The organism is Candidatus Nitrosopelagicus brevis (assembly GCF_000812185.1).
GTDB classification, from domain to species: Archaea; Thermoproteota; Nitrososphaeria; order Nitrososphaerales; family Nitrosopumilaceae; genus Nitrosopelagicus; species Nitrosopelagicus brevis.
Genome location: NZ_CP007026.1, coordinates 234,713 through 256,477, shown reverse-complemented (window position 1 = coordinate 256,477; position 21,765 = coordinate 234,713). Strand labels below are relative to the sequence as shown.

Annotated in this window: 22 protein-coding genes; 14 read left to right on the top strand and 8 right to left on the bottom strand. The window is 34.0% G+C overall.

The features are described from left to right. Nucleotides 1-11: 11 nt before the first annotated feature. The gene (locus T478_RS01445; protein ID WP_048104622.1) at nt 12-533 is read left to right on the top strand and encodes a hypothetical protein; all 522 of its coding nucleotides are present in this window, start codon (nt 12-14) and stop codon (nt 531-533) included. Between the two features lie 108 nt (nt 534-641). On the opposite strand, the gene T478_RS01440 is transcribed toward T478_RS01445, so the two are convergent. After that, nucleotides 642-911, bottom strand: coding sequence for a hypothetical protein (locus T478_RS01440; protein WP_048104617.1), 270 nt, complete (start codon nt 909-911; stop codon nt 642-644). Between the two features lie 106 nt (nt 912-1,017). Continuing rightward, on the bottom strand, nt 1,018-1,356 hold the full coding sequence (locus tag T478_RS01435; RefSeq protein WP_048106704.1) for a hypothetical protein: 339 nt from the start codon (nt 1,354-1,356) through the stop codon (nt 1,018-1,020). 93 nt (nt 1,357-1,449) lie between these two features. Here T478_RS01435 and T478_RS01430 point away from each other — a divergent pair, with 93 nt between their 5' ends. The 13 genes from T478_RS01430 (at nt 1,450) to T478_RS01375 (ending at nt 12,967) form a co-directional block, all read left to right on the top strand. Continuing rightward, nucleotides 1,450-1,899: a 30S ribosomal protein S15 gene (locus tag T478_RS01430; protein WP_048104615.1), complete on the top strand. Its 450-nt coding sequence runs from the start codon at nt 1,450-1,452 to the stop codon at nt 1,897-1,899. Then, on the top strand, nt 1,899-3,320 hold the full coding sequence (gene recJ / locus T478_RS01425; RefSeq protein ID WP_048104612.1) for a RecJ family nuclease: 1,422 nt from the start codon (nt 1,899-1,901) through the stop codon (nt 3,318-3,320). The genes T478_RS01430 and recJ overlap by 1 nt, the downstream gene beginning before the upstream one ends. Then, nucleotides 3,283-3,525: a KEOPS complex subunit Pcc1 gene (locus T478_RS01420; protein ID WP_048104610.1), complete on the top strand. Its 243-nt coding sequence runs from the start codon at nt 3,283-3,285 to the stop codon at nt 3,523-3,525. The genes recJ and T478_RS01420 overlap by 38 nt, the downstream gene beginning before the upstream one ends. Then, complete coding sequence (serS, locus tag T478_RS01415) at nt 3,525-4,787, top strand: serine--tRNA ligase (protein WP_048104608.1); 1,263 nt, start codon at nt 3,525-3,527, stop codon at nt 4,785-4,787. Before T478_RS01420 ends, serS begins: the two co-directional genes overlap by 1 nt. 41 nt (nt 4,788-4,828) lie before the next feature. After that, nucleotides 4,829-5,464, top strand: a complete 636-nt coding sequence (locus T478_RS01410) for a 30S ribosomal protein S3ae (RefSeq protein ID WP_048104606.1) — start codon at nt 4,829-4,831, stop codon at nt 5,462-5,464. 15 nt (nt 5,465-5,479) lie between these two features. Next, nucleotides 5,480-5,896, top strand: coding sequence for an RNA-binding domain-containing protein (locus T478_RS01405; protein ID WP_048104604.1), 417 nt, complete (start codon nt 5,480-5,482; stop codon nt 5,894-5,896). Nucleotides 5,897-6,055: 159 nt separating this feature from the next. Beyond that, nucleotides 6,056-7,516 (top strand): NAD(P)/FAD-dependent oxidoreductase, encoded by a 1,461-nt coding sequence (locus tag T478_RS01400; RefSeq protein WP_048104602.1) that lies wholly within the window; start codon nt 6,056-6,058, stop codon nt 7,514-7,516. A 43-nt stretch (nt 7,517-7,559) separates the two neighbouring features. Beyond that, complete coding sequence (locus T478_RS01395) at nt 7,560-8,360, top strand: AAA family ATPase (protein ID WP_048104598.1); 801 nt, start codon at nt 7,560-7,562, stop codon at nt 8,358-8,360. Next, complete coding sequence (locus T478_RS01390; protein ID WP_048104596.1) at nt 8,360-9,928, top strand: vWA domain-containing protein; 1,569 nt, start codon at nt 8,360-8,362, stop codon at nt 9,926-9,928. Before T478_RS01395 ends, T478_RS01390 begins: the two co-directional genes overlap by 1 nt. A 402-nt stretch (nt 9,929-10,330) precedes the next feature. Beyond that, entirely contained in the window at nt 10,331-11,032 is a 702-nt protein-coding gene (locus T478_RS01385; protein ID WP_048104594.1) for a PAC2 family protein, read from the top strand. 231 nt (nt 11,033-11,263) lie between these two features. Continuing rightward, a complete protein-coding gene (locus tag T478_RS01380; protein WP_048104592.1) occupies nt 11,264-11,446 on the top strand; it encodes a membrane protein in 183 nt (60 codons plus the stop codon). Nucleotides 11,447-11,452: 6 nt separating this feature from the next. Then, nucleotides 11,453-11,593, top strand: a complete 141-nt coding sequence (locus T478_RS07610) for a hypothetical protein (protein ID WP_160271562.1) — start codon at nt 11,453-11,455, stop codon at nt 11,591-11,593. 225 nt (nt 11,594-11,818) lie between these two features. Further along, complete coding sequence (locus T478_RS01375) at nt 11,819-12,967, top strand: hypothetical protein (RefSeq protein ID WP_238573618.1); 1,149 nt, start codon at nt 11,819-11,821, stop codon at nt 12,965-12,967. Between the two features lie 2 nt (nt 12,968-12,969). On the opposite strand, the gene T478_RS01370 is transcribed toward T478_RS01375, so the two are convergent. Genes T478_RS01370 through T478_RS01345 form a run of 6 tightly spaced genes read right to left on the bottom strand, consistent with a single transcriptional unit; the run spans nt 12,970 to nt 21,688 of the window. After that, complete coding sequence (locus T478_RS01370; RefSeq protein WP_048104585.1) at nt 12,970-13,326, bottom strand: 6-pyruvoyl trahydropterin synthase family protein; 357 nt, start codon at nt 13,324-13,326, stop codon at nt 12,970-12,972. Between the two features lie 39 nt (nt 13,327-13,365). Further along, on the bottom strand, nt 13,366-13,875 hold the full coding sequence (locus T478_RS07320) for a hypothetical protein (RefSeq protein ID WP_052433829.1): 510 nt from the start codon (nt 13,873-13,875) through the stop codon (nt 13,366-13,368). Nucleotides 13,876-13,907: 32 nt separating this feature from the next. After that, nucleotides 13,908-14,252, bottom strand: a complete 345-nt coding sequence (locus tag T478_RS01360; RefSeq protein ID WP_048104582.1) for an SgcJ/EcaC family oxidoreductase — start codon at nt 14,250-14,252, stop codon at nt 13,908-13,910. 31 nt (nt 14,253-14,283) lie between these two features. Beyond that, nucleotides 14,284-18,090, bottom strand: coding sequence for a DNA-directed RNA polymerase subunit A' (locus T478_RS01355; RefSeq protein ID WP_048104579.1), 3,807 nt, complete (start codon nt 18,088-18,090; stop codon nt 14,284-14,286). Next, nucleotides 18,090-21,437, bottom strand: a complete 3,348-nt coding sequence (locus tag T478_RS01350; RefSeq protein ID WP_048104578.1) for a DNA-directed RNA polymerase subunit B — start codon at nt 21,435-21,437, stop codon at nt 18,090-18,092. The genes T478_RS01355 and T478_RS01350 overlap by 1 nt, the downstream gene beginning before the upstream one ends. After that, complete coding sequence (locus T478_RS01345) at nt 21,437-21,688, bottom strand: DNA-directed RNA polymerase subunit H (RefSeq protein WP_048104576.1); 252 nt, start codon at nt 21,686-21,688, stop codon at nt 21,437-21,439. The genes T478_RS01350 and T478_RS01345 overlap by 1 nt, the downstream gene beginning before the upstream one ends. Nucleotides 21,689-21,765: the final 77 nt, after the last annotated feature.

Here is a 21,765-nt window from a genome sequence, read left to right as displayed (position 1 = left end):
CCAGTTTTGCTATGAAATATCCAGGGTTAGGAGATCCAGCAAAGAGAAAAAAGACTCTAAGATTTTTAGCAATTACCGCAATAATTGCAATTACAGTAGGAGTTGGAAGTAGCCTAATTCAAGGTCAGATTAGTAAAGACGATCCTCTCAAAGTCTGCATAAATGAGCGAGATACTCAATTTGTCATTTCAGCCCAATTGGAATTATACATAGACAAGAACAGAGCAGATATTCCAGCAAACATAGGATTTGAAGACGGATGCCAGAGATCGCTTTACACCCTAACAGACGATGGAACCATCTATGCAGAGTGGACTGAGGAATATCCATTTGAGATAGGCCATTTCTTATGGTCATGGGATTTCCCTATCAGAGATATGGAACTAAGCAAATCCAAGATTATCGTCAACGGTAAAGAATCACCACATTTCATCAACGAGTTAATAGAAGATGGATATACGTACAGAGCAGAATTTACCTCAAAAGACTACGACACATCAAAGGATGCAGATTTCTTACCTCCAGACCTTTAGAAGAATCTAGCAAGATAACACCAAGTCAATTATGAATATCAGGTTAAAGATTTTTGAACAAAGTTTTCACTAGGGACGCGTATAAAATAGAAAAGAAAGAGATTGAATTTACCAGTATTTTCCGTTATCAGGAATTAAACCGATGCCCTCATTCTCAAAGTGTTTGTCAAGTTCATCGACCCATCTTTCACGATTATCTTTGTATCCCCATCCATGAATACGTACCCAGTACGCAATCAGTGCGAGTAGGAATATTGTGAACATGATAGTTCCAAAGATGTATACCATAACATCGTAGAATAGTGGGTCATAGTTTGGACCGAGTTGTCCGGTCAGACTAGACAATATACTCAAGATTGTTCCGAATACAGGAATCATCAATATTTTGAATTCAGAGGTCGATATAAAGATTTTTTTTAATTATTAGACGCCGAGATCAGCCAATGCTAAGGTTTAGGAATAAAATAAGAAGTAAGGAAGGAGATTATCCTGTTCCTGGTTTGGCGTATTTTCCGGTTCTTCCTCTTAAGAAGAAAGCACCTGCGATACCACCAAAGATTGCGGCTGCGATAGCTGATGCACCTAATACACCTCCAGCATCCATGTATGGAGTACCGGAACCTGCACCTGGATTATCTGCTGCATAGTCAACTTTTCTCTTTGCGAGTTCTAATTGAGCTTCCAAAGACATTGATGGATGTCCACCGTCTTGAGCACCTTCGCCACCACTGCCCATGTATTGAGCAAATGCTGGACCAGCCAACATTAGTGGCAATGAGAAAACACCTACGAGAAGTGTGCCTAATACTATTGATCTGTTCATTTGTATCTGCATTTTCTGACTATCGTTATTATTTAACTTTTTTGAACAATCTCGCTAGATACATTTAATTCCGTACGTAATTTAGGCAGAAAAATGGGAAGACTGCATACACATAACCATGGGAAGTCACATTCAATCAGACCTATCGATCCAAAAAAACCAGAATGGGTCAAACAAACTAATGAAGAAATTGAAGGATTGATTACCAAATATGCAAAAGAAGGTATGACATCTAGTCAAATCGGTTTAAAATTGAGAGATCAACATGCAATCCCTTTGGTTAAACCAATCATTAACAAAAGCATCACAGATGTGCTAAAAGCAAACAAACTGATGCCAGATATTCCTGAAGATTTGAATAATATTGTAATGAAAGCAGTTAATCTTCAAAAACATATCAAAGACAACAAATCAGATAGCAGAAATGTAAGAGCTCTGGAATTAGTTGAAGCCAAAGTTCACAGACTATCAACTCACTACAAAAAAACTGGCGACATAGATCAAAAATGGAAATATAAGTCTGTAGTGGCCCAGTTAGAGTAATGGGGAAAGTTTTAGAAGAATCATTATCTAATTTTTCAGATCGTATTTCTGATGCAATAAAATCAAGAAAAAATATCTTAGTTACCACGCATATCGATTGTGATGGAATCACATCAGGTGCAATAATTTCAAAAGCATTAATCCGACAAGGTGCGAAATGCACAGTCAGAACAACTAATGAATTTAGTGAAAAATTGGTAGACAAAATGCAAAAAGAGACAAGAGATTTGCATGTAATTACCGACTTAGGAGGAGGCTTTGGAAAACTGCTTGACGAGAAATTATCAGATAATTGGCTCATGCTAGATCACCACGAGATTTCAGATGAAGAGAAAGACAATGAGCGAGTAATCAATGCCTGGAAATTTGGAATGGATGGAGGGGTGGAGATTTGTGCCGGAGGAATGGCATATCTAGCATCAAATGCGCTGAACAATGAAAATGAGGATTTATCAAGAGTTGCAGTAGTGTCGGCATTAGGAGACAGACAAGATCAAGGTGAGAGAAAAGCATTCACTGGGAAAAATTTAGAGATTGTAGAAACTGCAAAGAAACTAGGATTGGTAAACGTAGATTTAGACTTACTTTTAGTAGGCAGAGAGACAAGACCACTCCCAGATGCAATTGCATTTACATCTCAACCATTTATTGAGGGATTGACATGGAATCGAGATGCCTGCATTGCGATGTTAACCAATGCGAAAATTCAACTTAAAGATGGAGCAAGATGGAGAGTTCCAGCCGATTTATCACAAGAAGAAAAACAAAGCATTATCGAATCAATAAGTAAATTTGTTCAAGGAGAAAATGCCACCCAAGTAATGGAAGAATTGATTGGATATACGTACACATTTCCAAATGAAGAAAAAAGGAGTTTTTTGAGAGATGGAAGAGAATTCTCTACCATGTTGAATTCTTGTGGTCGCATTAACAAATCAGGAGTAGGCATCGCAATTTGCATGGGAGATAGAAATGTGATGTTACAGGAAGGTGAGAAAATTTTATCAGAATATAGAAGTATGATTAGAGAATACATGAACGTTCTATCAAATGAGAGATGGAGAACTAACAATATGGAAAACTGTGTGATGGTGAATGCACAAGGATTAGTACCAGAAACAATGACAGGGACAATATCATCATTAATTGCAGGATCTCCAAAAAATTCAGGAAAAATAGTAATTTTGAGAACAGATGGTTCAGAGGGCACGATTAAATTTTCATCTCGTAAATCTGCAAGCTGTAAAAATTCTATTAATCTAAGTCAGCTTATGAGAGGAGGTGCAGAGCAATTTGATGGAATTGGAGGAGGCCATGAAGCGGCTGCAGGAGCAAAAATAACTAAAGACAAATTAGATGGATTTCTAGACTATCTTGAAAGCAATGTCACCAAAATGCCAGATAGAGATAGCAATCAATAATATTTCTAGAGAAAAGGCCAAAGTTATAGAAAAGGCCTTAGAGCCAGATAATGTTAATTTTCCTAAAGGATTGAGTTTGACAATTAATGAAAAGAAAAACCAGCTTGTGTTTTGTTTTTCAAATGAAGGAGACTTACGGAAATTAATTTCAACCGTTGATGAGGTATTGGAACACGTAAATCTTTCCATGGAGGTAATAAAATAATGTTAGATCCAAAAATAATCAGAGATAAACCTGAATTGATAAAACAGATGTTAAAAGATAGGGCAGTAGAATTTGATTTTGAAAAAATGTTAGAATTGAATAACACACGAAAAGAGATGATGATGCAATCTGATGAATTAAAACAAAAAAGAAATCAAATGTCAGTGAAGATTGGAAGTGAGAAAAAAGCAGGAAATGATGCTTCAGAATTATTAAGAGAGATGGGAGATATATCAAAGAAGTTAGATGAATTAGAGAATTTACGAAAGACAGTTGATGAAAATTATCATAATTTGTCTTTTTCAATACCAAATTTAGTACATGATTCAGTTCCAAAGGGAGCAGATGAATCATTTAACAAACAAGTTAGAACATGGGGAGAAATTCCGAAGTTTGATTTTGAAGTAAAAGATCATATCGATTTGGGACTGGAGTTAGATATTGTAGATATTGAAAGAGCATCAAAAACTGCTGGAGCACGATTTTATTATCTAAAAGATGGACTCGTAAAACTGGGACAATCTTTAACTGCATTTGCACTAGATTTCGTTTCGAGTAAAAATTACAACTTGATTCAACCCCCATACATGATAAACAGGCAATCTATGGAGGGTGCTGTGATTGCAGACGATTTTGAGGATGTGATCTACAAAGTACAAGATGAAGATTTGTTTTTAATTGGGACATCAGAACATGCAATTGCATCAATGTATTATGATGAAATTTTAGAAGGTTCAAAGATTCCGTTAAGATATGCATCAATTAGTCCATGTTTTAGAAGAGAGGCAGGAGCACATGGAAAAGATCAAAAAGGAATTTTTAGAGTTCATCAATTTGAAAAAATTGAACAATTTATTTTTTGTAGACCAGAAGAATCATGGGAAGAACATGAAAAAATGATTAAAAACACAGAAGAATTTTATCAGCAATTAGAAATCCCATATAGATTGATGTTGTTATCAAGTGGCGATATGGGCAAAGTATCAGCTAAAACATATGATATTGAAGCATGGATGGCAGGTCAAAATGCGTATAGAGAGATCGTATCATGTTCCAATTGCATTGATTATCAATCAAGAAGGTTGAAGATCAGATTTAGAGAAAAGAGTAATGAAGATACAAAGTACATACACACTTTGAACAGTACACTAGTAGCAATAGAAAGAACTATGGTTGCAATTTTAGAGAATAATCAAACTAAAGATGGACATGTAGAAATTCCAAAAGTTTTACAAAAATATTTTGGGGACAATATGATATAATCTAGAACAGTTTATATTCAGAAAATAGTCGTCGAAGATAATTGGCAAGAAAAGCACGTAAGATTAAGGACAAGTGGAAAGAAAAGAAATGGGTTAATGTTGTAGCTCCAGACTCTTTCAATAATGTCAATATTGGATATGTACCAATTACAGATGATGAAAATGCCAAAGGTAGAATATTAGAGGTTACATTATGGGACATACTCAAAGGCGATCCATCACAACATCAATACAAAATAATTTTCCAGATTGACGAAGTTAATGATACAAAAGCAAAAACAGTTTTCAAGAGATATGAATATTCAAAAGAATTTCTAAGAAGTTTGATTAGAAGAGGTTCTTCTAAAGTTAATTTCAATATCGATATACAAACAAAAGATAACTACATTTTTAGAATCAAGATGATTGCTCTAACACACAGACAATTAAACACATCCAGACAACGTCAATTACGCCTAATAGCAAAAGATGTAATTGAAAAAACAGTGCCAACTATGGATATTGATGGATTTGTACAAGCAACATGCTATGGTAAAATTAACTCAGATATCATGGCCGCTGCAAAAAAAGTCATAAAATTAAGACATGTTGGTTTAGAAAAGGTGAAATTAATCAAGACAGCATCAGCACAAACAGTCTTGCTTGAAGCAAAAACTAAAAAACCAAAAACAGACTAAACTAATGTTCTCAAAATGCAATTAGAAGTTAAAATTAATTTAATTCTGCATGCTACAGAGAATGAAAAGAAAGTTTTTGAAGAATTAGAGAACAATTTTCAGATTGAACAGAGTGAGTTTCAAGTTGAAGAAGTTTCAGGTCATTTTAACAACCCCATACTATTAATTTCATCAAAATTGAAAAGAAAAACAGCTCAAAATTTTATAAGTTTATTTTTTTCAAAAATGAAAAAAGAGGAGTTTGATGATGTTTTTAATTATGTTGAAGATTATGTAACATCTTCAGGTCTAAACTTACGAATCAGTAAACAAAAGCTAATGTCAGGAATTTTAGCATTATCAAGAGAAGATACAATCAAGATTAACATTAGTACGCCAGTTTATGTCAAAAATGAGACAAAGAAAATTTATCAGGAATTGATGAGAAAATGATCCATAGATCATTTAATAATATTTATGAGTAATTCAAGGAGGGAATGAGGAAATAAAAGCCGCTCCAGTCTGAGCGCCAAGCGCTGATGACGCCGCGACGAACCGACCCAATTTTGCTATTATGATGTTTTAAATATTCATGATATAGACAATGTTTTGTTGGAAACAGATTATGACGTAATTGTTGCAGGTGGAGGATTAACAGGTACAATTGCAGCACAAGCAATTTCATATTATTCAAAACAAAATTTGAGAATTCTTTCAGTAGACAGAAATCCAGAAACCTTACCAGGTAGAAAAGGTGGAGCAGGTTGGACATGTGGAGATGCATGTTCAAAAGAAGCAGTAGATTTCATGACTGAGAGAATCAAGATTCCTTGGACACGACCAGAGATTGAACATGATGTAAAAGGAGTTATGGCATTTTCACCAGATAAAGAAACAGCCATCCCATTTGATGGAGCAGGATATATGCTAAATAGACAAAAACTTCCAGAAATTCAAAATGAAAGAACAAAGAAGATGGGAGTTGAATTTAACTTTGAAGTTGCTCTTTCAGGATTAATTTATGATGGACAACAAGTCGTTGGTGTACAGGGAACCGATAATAAAACAAAACAGCCATACAAAAAAACTGCAAAACTAGTAGTTGACGCAATGGGAATTACATCAAAGCTAAGAAATGGATTACAAAATTCTACAAAGGTCGAGAAAGAGATAGACAGAACAGATGTAGAAACAACTGGAAGACACATAATGTATTTCGAACCAGGAAAAGAAGATTTATCAGAATTTGACCCAGATTATTGTATAATTCATTTAGATCAAGACATTGCACCGGGAGGATATGGATGGGTTTTTCCAAAAGCTGACAATAAAGTTAACATCGGATTAGGTGTTGAAAAAACACACTTAGATAAACGAAACGAGAGATTAGGAAAAAAAGATAATGTCGGTTCATTGATGAAAGAGTACCTAGAAAGAAACCCAGTTCTTAGAAATCCAAAACTTTCAGAAGATGAAATGGATCAACATAACAATTCAGGAATTTCTTCAGTTTCAGTACGAAGACAAAATGATTGTATGGTTTCAGGAGGTTACATGTTAGTCGGAGATTCGGCATGGATGCCTAAACCAATTGATGCAGGTGGAATTGGACCAGCTCTTATTGCAGGTACAATAATTGGAAACAATGTAGCACAATCAATTGAAGCTAATGATGTTTCAGAAGCAAGTTTATGGCAGTATAACATAGATTTCATTAAAGAATATGGTTACAAAACAGCCGGCTTAGAATTATTCAGAAGATTAGTTCAAACAATGACAAATGAACAAATTAGTTATGGTATGAAACATTTTCTGGGTAACTTAGACGTTGAAGCAATAAGTAAAGGAGAGCATCCTGACTTTTCAGGTCTTGGTAAACTAGGAATGATAATTAGAGGTGCAATGAACAAAACAGTTGCAAGCGGTCTCAAATATACATCAGGTCAAAATCAATGGCTTGTTGAACATTACAATAATTATCCAAAAGATCCATCTGGATTTGACGATTGGAACAAAAAATTACACAAAACATTAGATGAATCCTTTGTTAAGATAGCATCATACGCACCATAGATCTAGTCTTAAATAAAGTAGAAAATCAAACAATTATACTTTGATGGAAGATAGTATTCCAGAATATCTAGACTGGAGTAATGCGTTTGAGATATTGGAGAAAGCGCACGAACAAGGAATTTTTGTTTTAGTGATAGGTCCAAAAGGTACAGGAAAAACTACACTGGTTAGAGAATTTGCAAAAAAACAATCAATGAAACTGGAATCAATTAACTTTAGTTTGAGAACTAGAGAGAGTCATCTTGTAGGTTCAAAGAGCCTTTCCGAAGGAAATATCCAATTTGATGAAGGAATTTTGATAAAATCAATGAAAGAGGGTAACATGTTGTACCTAGATGAAATTAATGCCGCAGAAGCCGATGTTTTGTTAAGATTAGATGAAGCTTTAGATGATAGACGGCAAGTAGTTTTGAAAGAATCTGGGGGAGAAATTGTGACAGCTAACAAATCATGGTTTGTAATAGCAACAATTAATCCATTAAATCATGTCGGAACAAAAGAACTACCTCCACAACTTTTGAGTAGATTTCCTATTAGACTAAGAATGGACTATCCACCTGAGGAAAAAGAACTAGAGATTGTCAAGGAACACGTTCCAGAAGCAAGTAATGAGACATTACAAAGAGGAATTAAACTTGCAAATACATTGAGACAAGCTGCATCAGTTGAAGAATTATACTATTCGCCATCATTAAGAGAAACTATAGCATATGCAAAATTAATTGATAAAGATATGTCTCCAAAAAAAGCAGCTGAAATAGTTTTTGGAAATGTATATGCACAATGGGGAAATATAGAATTACAAAAAGTTAATGACATTATTGCATCCATGTATGAAGGATAATGTCATCAGTTGCTTTAAGAAATGATACACTAATTGAAATTTCTACATTTTTAATCAGACGATGGTCTGAGAATGACAAGATAATTGTGACAATGTCACCAAAAAAAGTTAATGAAACAAGAATGAATGAAAATAAAGTAATTCTCACTCCAGTTATGGATTACATTGGAGATGAATTTTCAAGATATAGACAATTCAGAACTGCCGCATGGTATGAAAGTATGAAAATAAAAAATTGTGAATATGTAAAATCAAATGATCATGCATCAGGATTTTTGTTAAATTCAATTGAAAGACGAAGGGTTGAATTAGTTGGAAGAAAAATTTGGCAAGGAATGGATGAAGAGTTAATTTTTAATTATTCATGGCAATGGATTTACAGACCAAATCTAGGTGATCTTTTAGGAAAATCAAAAATTGTAGAAGCATTTTATCAGTATTTTTTATTTGGCGATGTAAAAGGAGAGATGCAACCAAGTCATTTTGAACGTGTTGTAAAAGCAACCAATTTTGCTAAAGAGAAATTAGATGAGGCACTAAAAAATAATCATGGTACAGAATGGCTGGATGAACACATTCCAAACATTGTAAAAATTTTAGATATTGATGCAATGATGACAATTCCATTATCAGTTCCTCTAAAAGGTCCAGGAATGGTTGTTACACCACAAGATTTTGAAAAAGCAGTACAGAAAATTACTAAGAATCTTGAATCAGAATTAGGAAAAATAGATCCTAACAAGGCTATGGCAGGATTAGAAATTGCTAAAGAATTTGACTTGATTAAAGATGAAACTAAAAAGAATGAAAATAAGGGATTAATACCAGAAACCATTGGAATTCAAATTCCAAACCCAACAAATGTAGATGAAACAAAGATTTATGATCAAGATTTGATTAGTAGTTTAAAAAATAGATTTCGTGAATGGAAGACAGGATGGAAAGAGGAACATGTTATTTCAGGTGAAGATTTTGATGAAGAATCATATCTCGAGGGATTTCATAAGCCATTTGTTACAGATATTAAAAAATCAATAAAATCACGTATTGTTATCTTACTTGATCATTCATCCAGTGTATCAGATCAGCAAATAGAATACAAAAAAGCAACAATTGGACTTTGTGAAGTACTTGCATTCTTGAAAATTGATTTTTCAGTGTATGCATTCAATACAGTAGATAGACAGGTAGTTTGCTGGTTAGTAAAACCAGCAGAAATGAAATGGAATAATTCAGCTGCTAAGAGATTAGCACAAATTTCAGCAAATGGAGGAACACCATTAGCAGAAGTATATGACAGAATGCTTCCAGTTTTGACATCAAAAAAACCTGATATTTTCCTGACATTGTCTGATGGAGAGCCAGCAGATGCAAATGCAGTCAAATTAATTCTAAAATCATATAGATCACTAGGAATTAAGATGACAGCGATTGGAGTTGGAAGAGATACATTTAGTGCCACAGCAATTGCAAATAATTTGAAATATCTCGGTTATGACAAAGTTTTGGCAGTAAGTAGATTGCCAGACATACCTAATAGAGTGTTAAGCATACTATCAGAAAACTAATGAACAAAAAATGTGCCGAGTGTGGAGACAATTTTTCATGTGAAAATGATATATCATGTTGGTGTGGAGATTTTCCAAAATTGTCAAAAAACGAGATAGATGATAAGGACTGTCTTTGTAGAAGTTGTCTATTAGTCAGATATAGAAAAAGAATTTTAGGTGTATGAAATGAACTTAAGACCGGAAACGTTAGTACTCCGGTGACAGTTCTATTTAGCGAACTTAAGGCCGGAAACGTTAGTACTCCGGTGACAGTTCGCAGGTGATGAACCTTCGGACGATTGTAACTATACACTTAGTTCGTGTTAATGATATTTAACTAGTGCTATAATTTCAAAATAGTGCTAACAATTTGATTTCTAGTACCAAACATGTTTTAAACAACAAATTTCACAAAGTGGTATGCATTTTGAAGATATTCGAAAACCTGATGTAAACAAACCATTAATCATAGCAGCAATGCAGGATATGGGAAATGTTGGAAGTATTGTTGTAAATCACATCAACAAAAGTTTGGGTACTGCATCATTTAGACATGCAACGTCATCTAGACCACCATACGTATATGATAAAGGCGGATACATCGAAATTCCTGAAGAAAAATGGGAATATAGATTTGGTAAAGACATCATTGTATTTGGTGGAGGTAGAGGTCAGCCTCAAGAAAATGAGGAATTGAATGAGTTATGTCAAGATGTGATAAATGTTGCAAAAAGATATGACGCAAAATTCATTTACACTGTAGGAGGATATCATACATCAAGATCCTTTGGAAAAAGTCCTACAACATATGTTACAACTACATCACAAGATATATTGAAATTAGTTAGAAAATTGGGAATAGAAACTACACCAACTGAATCAGTGATCACAGGATTTAATGGATTAATACTAGGATATGCAAAATTAAATGGAATAAATGGAATTGGACTTTATGGAGAATTACTAGAACCTAGAATTCCACAATATAGAGCAGCAAGAACAATAATAGAAACATTGGAAAAATTGACATACCAAAAACTTGGCGATACCAAAGAATTATCCGTGAAAGCGGAGGCTGTTGAATCAAGATTTAGCTCTGAAGACGATATTCCAAAAGGATGAAAAATAATGGTGTCCCTTTTATCCTATGAAGAGTAACGTAAGGTATGGAAGAATATGCGTGTCCCTACTGTGAATCAAAATTCAAGGACAAAGATGAACTTTCTAGTCATATAGACAAACTACACATAGGTCCCGGATTATTAGAAGGCGACTCAAGGAAATTCTAAAAAAATAAAACATATTCACGAATTTTTCAGTTAGTTTTTAATTGAATTAGATCTTACGTATAGTATGTTACTATGGGTTGCTGCCGCAGCAATTGGCATTTTAGTCACTTTCATTTTAATTTTCAAATATACAAAAACTGGCAAAAATGATGTAATAGGATACTCATCAAAATGTAAAAAATGCGGTGAAGAGACTAACGGACTTAAATGTCCTAAATGTGAATCTGTTAAGAAGGACTGGCGATAAACCATGATGGCAAAACCAGATTCAGATATGGAAGGAACAATTTGCAAGAATTGTGAACGGCCAATTAATGATCATCTTCCAGAAGAGCTTGAGGAGTGTTTAAGAATTTTAGAGCTTAAAAAACTCAAAGATGGAGACTTGACTTAAGACATATCATCAATGATATTTCTTCCAGTTTCATGAAAGTACCTATGCTCTATTTGCTTTAATTTATTAGTCACATTATGTTTTTTTGATTTGATTTTTAGTAATGAATAATCAGAGATTAATTTTCTTAATTCAGATTTTTTCAATATGAAATCTGTTGTCGTATAAATAATATTAAAACATAGCAGATGTATGCTAAAACAAATTTTTTTAATATTATTTTTAGTGCCAATAGCACAATTCGCGTTTGCTGAAGAAATTCCAGACTATGACAAACCATATGCGCCTATCTTTTTTAATAAACCAGTTTACAGTTGGACTGAAAAAGTGGAAATCACAATTATTGCTCCGAGCTGGAACACAGGAATGAATCTAATTGATAGTATTGGAGGTGATCCAAATTATTCAGTTGATGTTTACACAAAGGATCATAGATTAGAAGAGTACAAACTATACGAAACAGATCCAACGAGCGGAATTTTTACAGGAGAAATTATTCTAACAGGATTTCTTCATGATGTCGATGGAGATGGCGTGAATGATACAAATCCAAGAACATTAGGAGGAGGACCAAACGGGGGATATCTTCAAAATGATGAAGATTCAGGAATAACAGTTTCATTTGAGTTTGCAGATGGAGTAATTCTATCTGAATCTGCAAAAATAGAATGGAATGAAGGAGATTTACGGATAACAGATGTAACTGAAAAATTTGCAAAAATTAAATTATTTGAAAGGGATATGAACTTGAATCCCGAAAGTATCGATACAGTAAACATTGAAGTATTTTCTGAAGATGATAGTGCAGGGATTAATTTAGAAATTTCTGAAACAACAGAAGATTCAGGAATTTTTGAAGGAATTATCTCATTTACAAAAGATGATCAATCTAGTGGAAGTCGTCTATATGCACTTCCAGATTCACAAATTACTGCAAAGTATGTAGATAGGACATTACCAAAACCTTACAATACAAATGATGAATTAGATGTTTTAGCTCAAGAAAAAATCATTTCAAATCTCCCTTCAACAGAAAGATTATCCTTGTCTGAATCAGAGATTTTATCACAAGATGGAAAATTAATTGAAGAATTAGATATAGGAAAAACAGGGATGATTTTTTCTAAAATTAGGAATACTCTAGATTATACCCAAGAATTTACATATATTGTGCAAATAAAAAATGAAAACAATAATGTCATATCTTTATCATGGGTAACTGGTCAAGTTATTCCATCTCAAGAACTTGGTATGTCTGTTTCATGGACAGTTCAAGAAACTGGAAAATATACAGTTGATAGATTTGTATGGAATTCAATTAAAGGAGCAATTCCATTAACAGAGACAGTTTCTACAGAAATTTTAATTAAATAATTCTAGTCAGATGTAATTTCACAATACTTGTTTGTTCCTTCAAAGAATTTTACAGAATGTAATGGAACTTTGTCTTTTAGATTGTCAAAAATCCATTCGGTAATATTTTCGGATGTTGGAAAATCAAAGAGTTCATTTAGATTTCTATGATCTAATTGTTCAATTGTTTCCCAACATAATTTTTTCATTTTATCAAATTCTATAACCATGTTTTCCTCATATGACCCACCTTTCTTTACATCACCTTGAACTTCAACAATTATTCTAGATGTATGGCCATGAGGTTTTCCACATTTTGGATGACCTCTTAGTGTATGAGCAAAATCAATCTCAAATGAACAGCCTAATCGTGTTTTCATAAAATATCATAAATTAGTGATAATTAATACCTAAAGAAATTAGTCATAATAATCAACGGTTTGTTGTATATTTTTTGTATCATCATCGATTGGAGAGATTTCTCCATTTTCAATATTAACAAACCAGTTGTAAATTATTGGTTGATTACCCTCTGTATTGAACGTGAAAATTACCTGGTGAGTAAACTCATTCTTTGCCTCTAGAAATGGTGGGATGTATTCAACGAAAAATGTTGCAGTTGTATTTTCATCATCAAATATTTTGATACCTTCATATTTTTCATTAATTTTTTCTTCAATTACTTCAAAAGTTGTTATGCCAGTATTATTTGGTCCAGAATAAAACTTTACCATATCTACAGCAATTCTTTCATTTCCTTGAAATGAATCATCAAGTATTGAATTAAGATTGTTTTCAGTTAGTGCAGGGTATGCAAATATGAAGAATAGACCAAGTAATCCAAGATATATTGGTGCTCTCTTCTTTAGAAACGCTCCAAAACTTTTTGGGTCTTGTGGTTTTTTGTAATTAGGATCTTTCTTAACCAATATTTTTCAAAAGTTTACTATGATTAAAAGTCTTAGTGACTTTCAGGTAGAACTGAGGAATGATGTGATAGAATTTTCCAGTCGCCATCAGTTTTTATGAAAACGAATGAAAATCTTGCATTTACAGTTTTTCCATCTACAATGAAATTGTATAGACCAGAATTTGCTATTAGAGATTCAGTTTCATGCTTGTGTTGTGTAACAATTTCAACATCAACTTTTGCTTTCAGTAAATTTTCAAAGTATTCCAAAATTAGATCATATCCTTTTCTTTCTATATCAGAAAATGTTCCTAATAGTAATCCATCAGCATGATATAATGATGCTACTTGTTTTGGATCGTTAGTTTTAATTTTTTCAACCCATGTTTCTAACATGATTTTATTGAAAATTATAGCTTAATATTTTTTAGGATTTGTCAGAACCACGTTTCTTTGCAACTTGCATGTACAAATCAACAGTTCCACTACCAATTGGAATTTGGCTTCCAACAATAACATTTTCTGTTATTCCTCTTAGTTGTTCAGTTTCACCGGTTCTTGCAGCTCCTGCAATTGTTGGCACGGTGATTTCAAATGCAGCACGTGCCAATACACTGTCTTTAGTACCTGCAATTCCATGACGTCCAATTTGTTGCATATATCCACGATGACACATTAAATCAGATACCAACATTAGATATCTTTGGTCAACTTCCAGACCTTGATCCTCTAGTGTATTACTTAATTCATTAATCAAAGCATTTCTTGCAGCCTCTATTCCAAGTGTTTCAGCAATTTCAGAAACGTTGTTTGTTCTAACATTATTTTTATCAATTCCTTCAACTTCCAATACTTTAGAAAGATTAGAACCGGTTGTTTGAATAACATATTCATCATTCTTTTTGACAATTGTAACACGTGCAATGTCAGGAACACCCTTTACGGTTGTTTTTAGCACCTTGTTTCTTACTACAATGACAGCAGGAGCGTCAGCTTCCTCATCAACTAAGTTAAGAACAACTGAATTAATTCCATTATCTTCCATTTTGAATTTTTTATTAGATTCTAGTGCTGCTTTGACATCATCTAAAGTACAACCACGGTCAGTTAGTTTTCTTTCATTTAGGTTGAGTGTGATTTTTGTTTTATAATCAGTATCAGCATCAAGGATTAGATCATTAACAGTGGTTTGTAGAATATTTCGAGCAACTTCGACAGTTTTTGCTTGATCGGTTTTTGCATCACCAGACAAGTAAATATCCATTGTTGGAGTGACAGGTTTCTTTCTTGCATCTACCAATTCAATTAATCTTGGAAGACCTAAGGTAACGTTTCTCTCTGCAATTCCTGCAAAGTGGAATGTTCTCAAAGTCATCTGAGTTCCAGGTTCACCAATAGACTGAGCAGTTACAATTCCTACAGCTTGACCAGGTTCTGCCTTTGCGTTATTGTATAAAGATAATCCTTTCTTAGCTACTTTCTCAACACCTTGTTTACTTAATTTTGAATTTTCTAATGAATTACTTACAGCGTTTGTTAAACGAGGATTAAATTCACTAGTGTATTTTTTGATAATTGGTGCAATTTCGTCCTTTGTTGCGGCTTTTCCAGAATCAACAATACTTTCAGATTCAATTAATCTATCAACGTTAAATGCTTCACCATGATCACTTTTTGCTACATCAATTCCATCTTCACCATACAAGAATTGAATGATGTGACCGTGTGGATCTCTAACGGTTCCGTCATATTCAAGTTTAATATGTTCTAAAGCATTGATCAGTCTTCTTTGCATGTATCCACTTTGCTGTGTTCTTACAGCAGTATCTACAAGACCTTCTCTACCACCCATAGCGTGGAAGAAAAATTCTAGAGTCGATAAACCATCACGATAATTTGATTTTACAAATCCATGAGCGTCAGGATCATTTTCATGCTCTTCGAAATGAGTTAAAACTCGATTATTGTAGCCTTTGTTAAGACGGTTACCTCTTCTTGCTTGTTGACCCAAGGCGCCAGCCATTTGTCCTACGTTTAATGATGAACCTCTAGCGCCAGTAGTTGCCATAATTTTACCCGCATTATCATCATCAAGTGAGAGATTTGCAGCAGTGGCAGCTCTGTCCCTTAGTTTACCCAAATTATTTACAATGTATGCTTCAAGAGTTTCTTGAGTAGTCATTCCTCTTGTTGCCTTTAGTGTTCCTTTCTTTTCTTGACTAATCAAATCTAAAACTTCATCATATGTTTGATTTATGTCAGAACTGATTCCTTCACGATCTTTTTCAGGAACTTCCAAGTCACCATATCCATAACTAAATCCATAATGAGTGATGAATTGTTTGATAACAATTAATTCAGAGTTTAAGAAAATTTTTGCTTTTTCATTACCATAATCTTTTGCAATTCTATGTAGTACACTTTCTGGTTCTTCAGCACCAATTGATGATTTATCAATTACACCACTGATTAGTTGGCCATTTTTGATTACAACATCTTTTTCTTTTCCTTTAGTACCTTTAGACCACTTTGATGTCATTACATAATTGAAATCTTCAGGAAGGAATATTGAGAATAATTGTTTTCCAGTATAGAGATTTTCTTTCTTGTTTTCAGGTTCTGGTAGTTGTCCTGTAAATCCTCCAAGCATTGCAAGATTTGCAAACTCTTGACTAGATAGAGTTGTTCCGTCTTTTGTCATGAGGTATGCACCAGTGATAAAGTCACGAAGACCACCAATAATTGGACCTCCAAATCTTGGAGAAATTAATTGATCTTGAACTCTCATTAGTAAAATTGCTTCAGAACGTGCTTCTTCACTTTGTGGAACATGAAGATTCATTTCATCACCATCAAAGTCAGCATTGTAAGGAGGACAAACAGATGGATGTAGTCTGAAAGTTTTTCCAGGTAATACTCTAACATAATGTGCCATGATAGACATTTGGTGAAGTGATGGTTGTCTGTTGAACAATACAATATCACCATCCATTAGATGTCTTTCAACCAAGAATCCAATTTCTAGGGAATCAGCAATTAATGAACGGTCTTCAACAAAGTCAAGTCTAATTTTTACACCATCAGGACGTGTAATGTAATTCACACCAGGGAAAGTAGATGGACCGTTGATTACCAATTTTTTTAATTTTTCAATATTCCAATCAGTTACAATTTCAGGAATGGTTAATTTTTTGGCTACAGTTTCAGGAACGCCAACTTCAGATAAATCTAAGTTTGGATCTGGAGAGATAACAGTTCTACTTGAAAAGTCAACACGTTTTCCAGATAATGAACCTCTAAATCGTCCTTCTTTTCCTTTTAATCTTTGAGTTAATGTTTTGAGTGGACGTCCAGAACGATGATGGGCTTGTGGAATTCCACTAACTTCATTATCAAAATAGGTTGTAACGTGATATTGTAAAAGATCAACCAAGTCCTGTACAATTAGTGGAGGAGTTCCAGCTTCTTTACTTTCCTTTAGTCTTTGATTAACACGAATAATGTCAACTAATTTGTGAGTAAGATCATCTTCAGAGCGAATTCCAGTTTCTAGAATAATTGAAGGTCTAACAGTTACAGGAGGTACAGGTAATGCTTGTAAAACAAACCATTCTGGACGTGCAGTCTTAGGATCATATCCCAATAATGCAAGATCTTCATCAGGAATTATTGATAATCTTTCTCTAATTGTAATAGGTAGTAATCTGTTTTCACCAATCTCTGTTTTTTCTACAAATGTTGTTGGTTTTGTGAAAATTAATTCGTATTGAGATTTTCCACAGTGAGGACAATCCTTTTGTTTTTTAGCCTTTTCTTGAATTTGATCTGGAATTCTTTTTTGAGACAAAACAGTGTATGATGCTTGACGTTCTTTAATTTTAGAAAATTCTTTGATATCTTCAGGAGACATCTTGATTCTTCCACAAGTACGACATGTTGATTGTAGTAATTTGTAGATATTGTCAACAAATGCAATGTGTAAAACAGGCTCTGCTAATTCAATGTGACCGAAATGTCCAGGGCTTCTAGCAGCAGTATTACCGTCAGTAAGACATTTTTGTCCAGGTTCTAAAACTCCTAATCTACCATCCATTAGACCTCCTTGTACAGCCATACCATCTTCGTCATATGTTTCAGGCTGTGTAATTTCAACAACAGAATATTTTCTAATTTCCTGAGGAGACCAGACTGCAAATGTTATTCCTTCAATTGATTTTGTAGATGTAACAGACATTATACTCTCTCCTTTAGTTTCAATCTCGGTGCGATGTTAAGACTTAGAATTTCTTGTAAAAGTAGTTTGAAAGCATATGCAACGGATACAGATGATATAGGTGCATTCTCACCACATTGTGCACAGACAAATTTTCTTTTTCTTGCATCATGATAACCGGTTAATCCACATTTTTCACATAGTAAAATGTCAGTTTTATCAGATTCATCCAACAATCTATCTTTTAGAAGCATTGATGCACCATATGCAATTAAACAGTCACGTTCCATTTCACCAAATCTTAAACCACCACCACGAGCACGACCTTCAGTTGGTTGTTTAGTAAGCATCTGGACTTGACCTCTTGCTCTAGCATGGATTTTATCTGAAACCATATGATGAAGTTTTTGATAATATACAACTCCAATGAAAGTATCAACTTCAAATGCTTTACCGGTTCTACCGTCATACATTTTTTCTTTACCAGAATACTTGAAACCTTGTTTATCAAGAATTTCTTTTACAATATCCATTTTTTCTCCAACAAATGCAGAACCATCAAATTGTTTTCCTCTAAGTGCGGCAGCTTTTCCACAAACAGATTCCATCATCATTCCAACAGTCATTCTAGATGGGAATGCATGTGGATTAATCAAAACATCAGGTTGAATTCCTTGTTCAGTGTATGGTAGATCTTCTTGTTTTGCTAAAATTCCAAGCACACCTTTTTGCCCATGTCTTGATGCAAATTTATCACCGATTTCTGGAATTCTCATATCACGTACACGGATTTTGTACATTTTTCCACCTTCATTAGATTGAGTCATTACAACAGTATCAACAACACCATGTTCAGAAGGTCTTACACCAACAGATGTATCACGTCTGTATGGACCACTTGTTTCAAATTCTTTATACTCTTCCATAAATCTCGGAGGACTAGTTTTTCCAATTAAAATATCACCACCGTCAACTCCAGATTCAGTTGCTACAATTCCATCATCTTCTAACATTCTGTATGCTTTTTCTCCTTTGTAACCACGGACATTATCGTCTGCGTTTGGAACCTCAAAGTTGTCTCTCATTCCACCAGGATATTGTTTGGCTTCAGTATCATAAATTCTGTAAAAGAAAGTTCGGAATAAACCTCTGTCTACAGATGAACGATTCAATACAATTGCATCTTCAATGTTATAACCATCAAACGGTAATACTGCAACAGTACAATTTACTCCTGCAGGTCTTTCTTCCATTCCAAGTAAATTCATTGCACGTGTAGAAACAATTGGTGTTTGTGGGTATAGCATGAAATGTTGTCTAACGTAAGTACTAGTATTCATCATAGGAGTTGAAAATCCAAGACTTTGTTTTGCCATGGCTGATTCGTAAGTATTTCTTGGAGATTGATTATGTTCAGGATAAGGAATGATTGATGCACCAGCACCAAGAATTGCAGATGGGAAAATTTCCATATGAGTGAATTTTTTTGTATTTTTATCATCAAATGTTACATAACAATTTTCTTCTTCATTTGCATCTAGTAATTCAATTACTCCCATTCGAACAAGATCATTCCAAGAGATTAGTTTCTTGGATATTTTCTCAAGAATGTCATTTGAAAGTAGAGTTTTACCGTCTTTAATTATTACAAGTGGTCTTAGTACACGACCAGCATTACAATTTACGTATAATCTTTGAGTAGCACCTTCTTCTTCAGGCTTGTGTATAGATATTCCAACATGTGGATGTATTTTTGAAGTTCTTCTAAACTCACGCATTTGATCTACTAGATTTTGTCCGTCTTTGTGGAATCCAATTAATTTTCCATCAACGAATACTCTGGTACCATCTTTCTTAACATCATTAGATGTAGATACTAAATCAGATACACCAATATCAAATAATTTCTCGACAATTTCTTCAGATGGAACATTTTGAGATATAATTGCAGATAATGCCAAGTTCTTTACCAAACCACAGTTTGAGCCTTCAGGAGTTTCACTTGGACAGATTCTACCAAAGTGTGTGGAATGTAGATCTCTTGCTTCAAAGTTTGGTTGAGTTCTACTTAGAGGAGATTGTACTCGTCTCAAATGACTGATAGTTGAGAGATAATTAGTTCTGTCAAGTAATTGTGTAACTCCTACACGTCCTCGTCCCCAGTTTCCAGTGGCAATTGCATTGTTTAGTTTATCTGAAACAATTCCAGGTCGTATGGCTGCAGCAACTGCATTTATTCCACGTTTTTGACCAGAGCGTTCTAGTTGATACTTCATGTCTCTAACTAAATTACGGAATGCAGTTCTAAACAAATCAGCAAGCATTTGACCTGCGAACTTGATAACTTTGTTTCCATAATGATCTTTGTCATCTGGATCAATCCATCCTAGCTTTAGTTCTAATAATTTACATGCTGCTTCACCCATAAAGTGAGCTTTTTCTTTTCTATTTTCTGGATGTTTGCCCAAGTGAGGTAACAAACCCCAATCAAGAAGTGTTTCAGCTCTTTTAATTTGAAATTCTTCTAACATTCCTGGTGCAATTCTTTTACTGATGTAAACAATTGCGTCTTTTGAAGTTGGGACATCACCTGCTTTTTCAAATGAGCCTTCCAAATGATCTTGTATTTCATCAACAAGTGATACTGCACCTGCAATGTCTTTGTCAGATTCCAATCCGAGTGCACGCATTAAAGTTACAACTGGAATGTCTACAGGAGAACCAGGAATTTTTGCAACAATCATTCCATCATCTTTCATAATTAATTCTAATTTTGCACGGTAACCAATAATTGAAGAATAAACTTTAGCTTTGTGAACTATTTTTCCTCCAACTTTTTCTGCATCAACAATAATTTTATTGTAAGAAAGATCTTCTAATCCAACCACAACTCTTTCAGAACCATTAATGATGAAATATCCACCAGGGTCACGAGGATCTTCTTGATGATCAATTAATTTTTGATCAGTGAATGTATTTAGAATACATGCATGTGACTTTACCATTACTGGCATGTCACCAATGTGAACAAAACGAGTTTCTAGAGTTTTACCATCTTCAACAACACTTGCTTCCATCATGATTGGTGCAACATATGAAATGTTTCTTAGTCTTGCCTCAGCAGGAGTTACATGAGTAATAGAACCGTCTAATTCCATCATTCTTGGTTGTTGAAGTTTTATTTTTCCAAGTTGGATTTTGTAAGGATATTCTGCATTTTCAATTTCAATTTGTCCTACTTCTTGAATAATACTTTGTAATCCATTATCTAAAAATTCATCAAAAGAAGTAAGATGTTGTCGTGCAATTCCTTCTCTTCGAAGTATGTCTTGAATGACAGGCCAACGTTGATTATAATTTTCTGCCATTAAGTTTCCACCACGTATCGATAATAGGTACTTTCACCTGCAGTTCCACTTTTTCTTGTAATTCTTATCATGTCACCTGGTTTTACTCCAAGTCCAAGAATTGCAGGATCGGTTACAAAGATTAATGGTAATTCTGTTGGTTTACAATTAAATTCGTCTAAAACTTTTTGAGCATCTTTTTTTGTCATGATTTCATGTTTTGGGACATAAACGTGATCTGGTACTAAAATTGGGTTTTTCTTGGTTGCCATCTAATTCAATCCCCCATGCATAACACTAGTTACTGAAAAGAAGAATTGATACAAACTGAACAAATTCTCTATGAGCG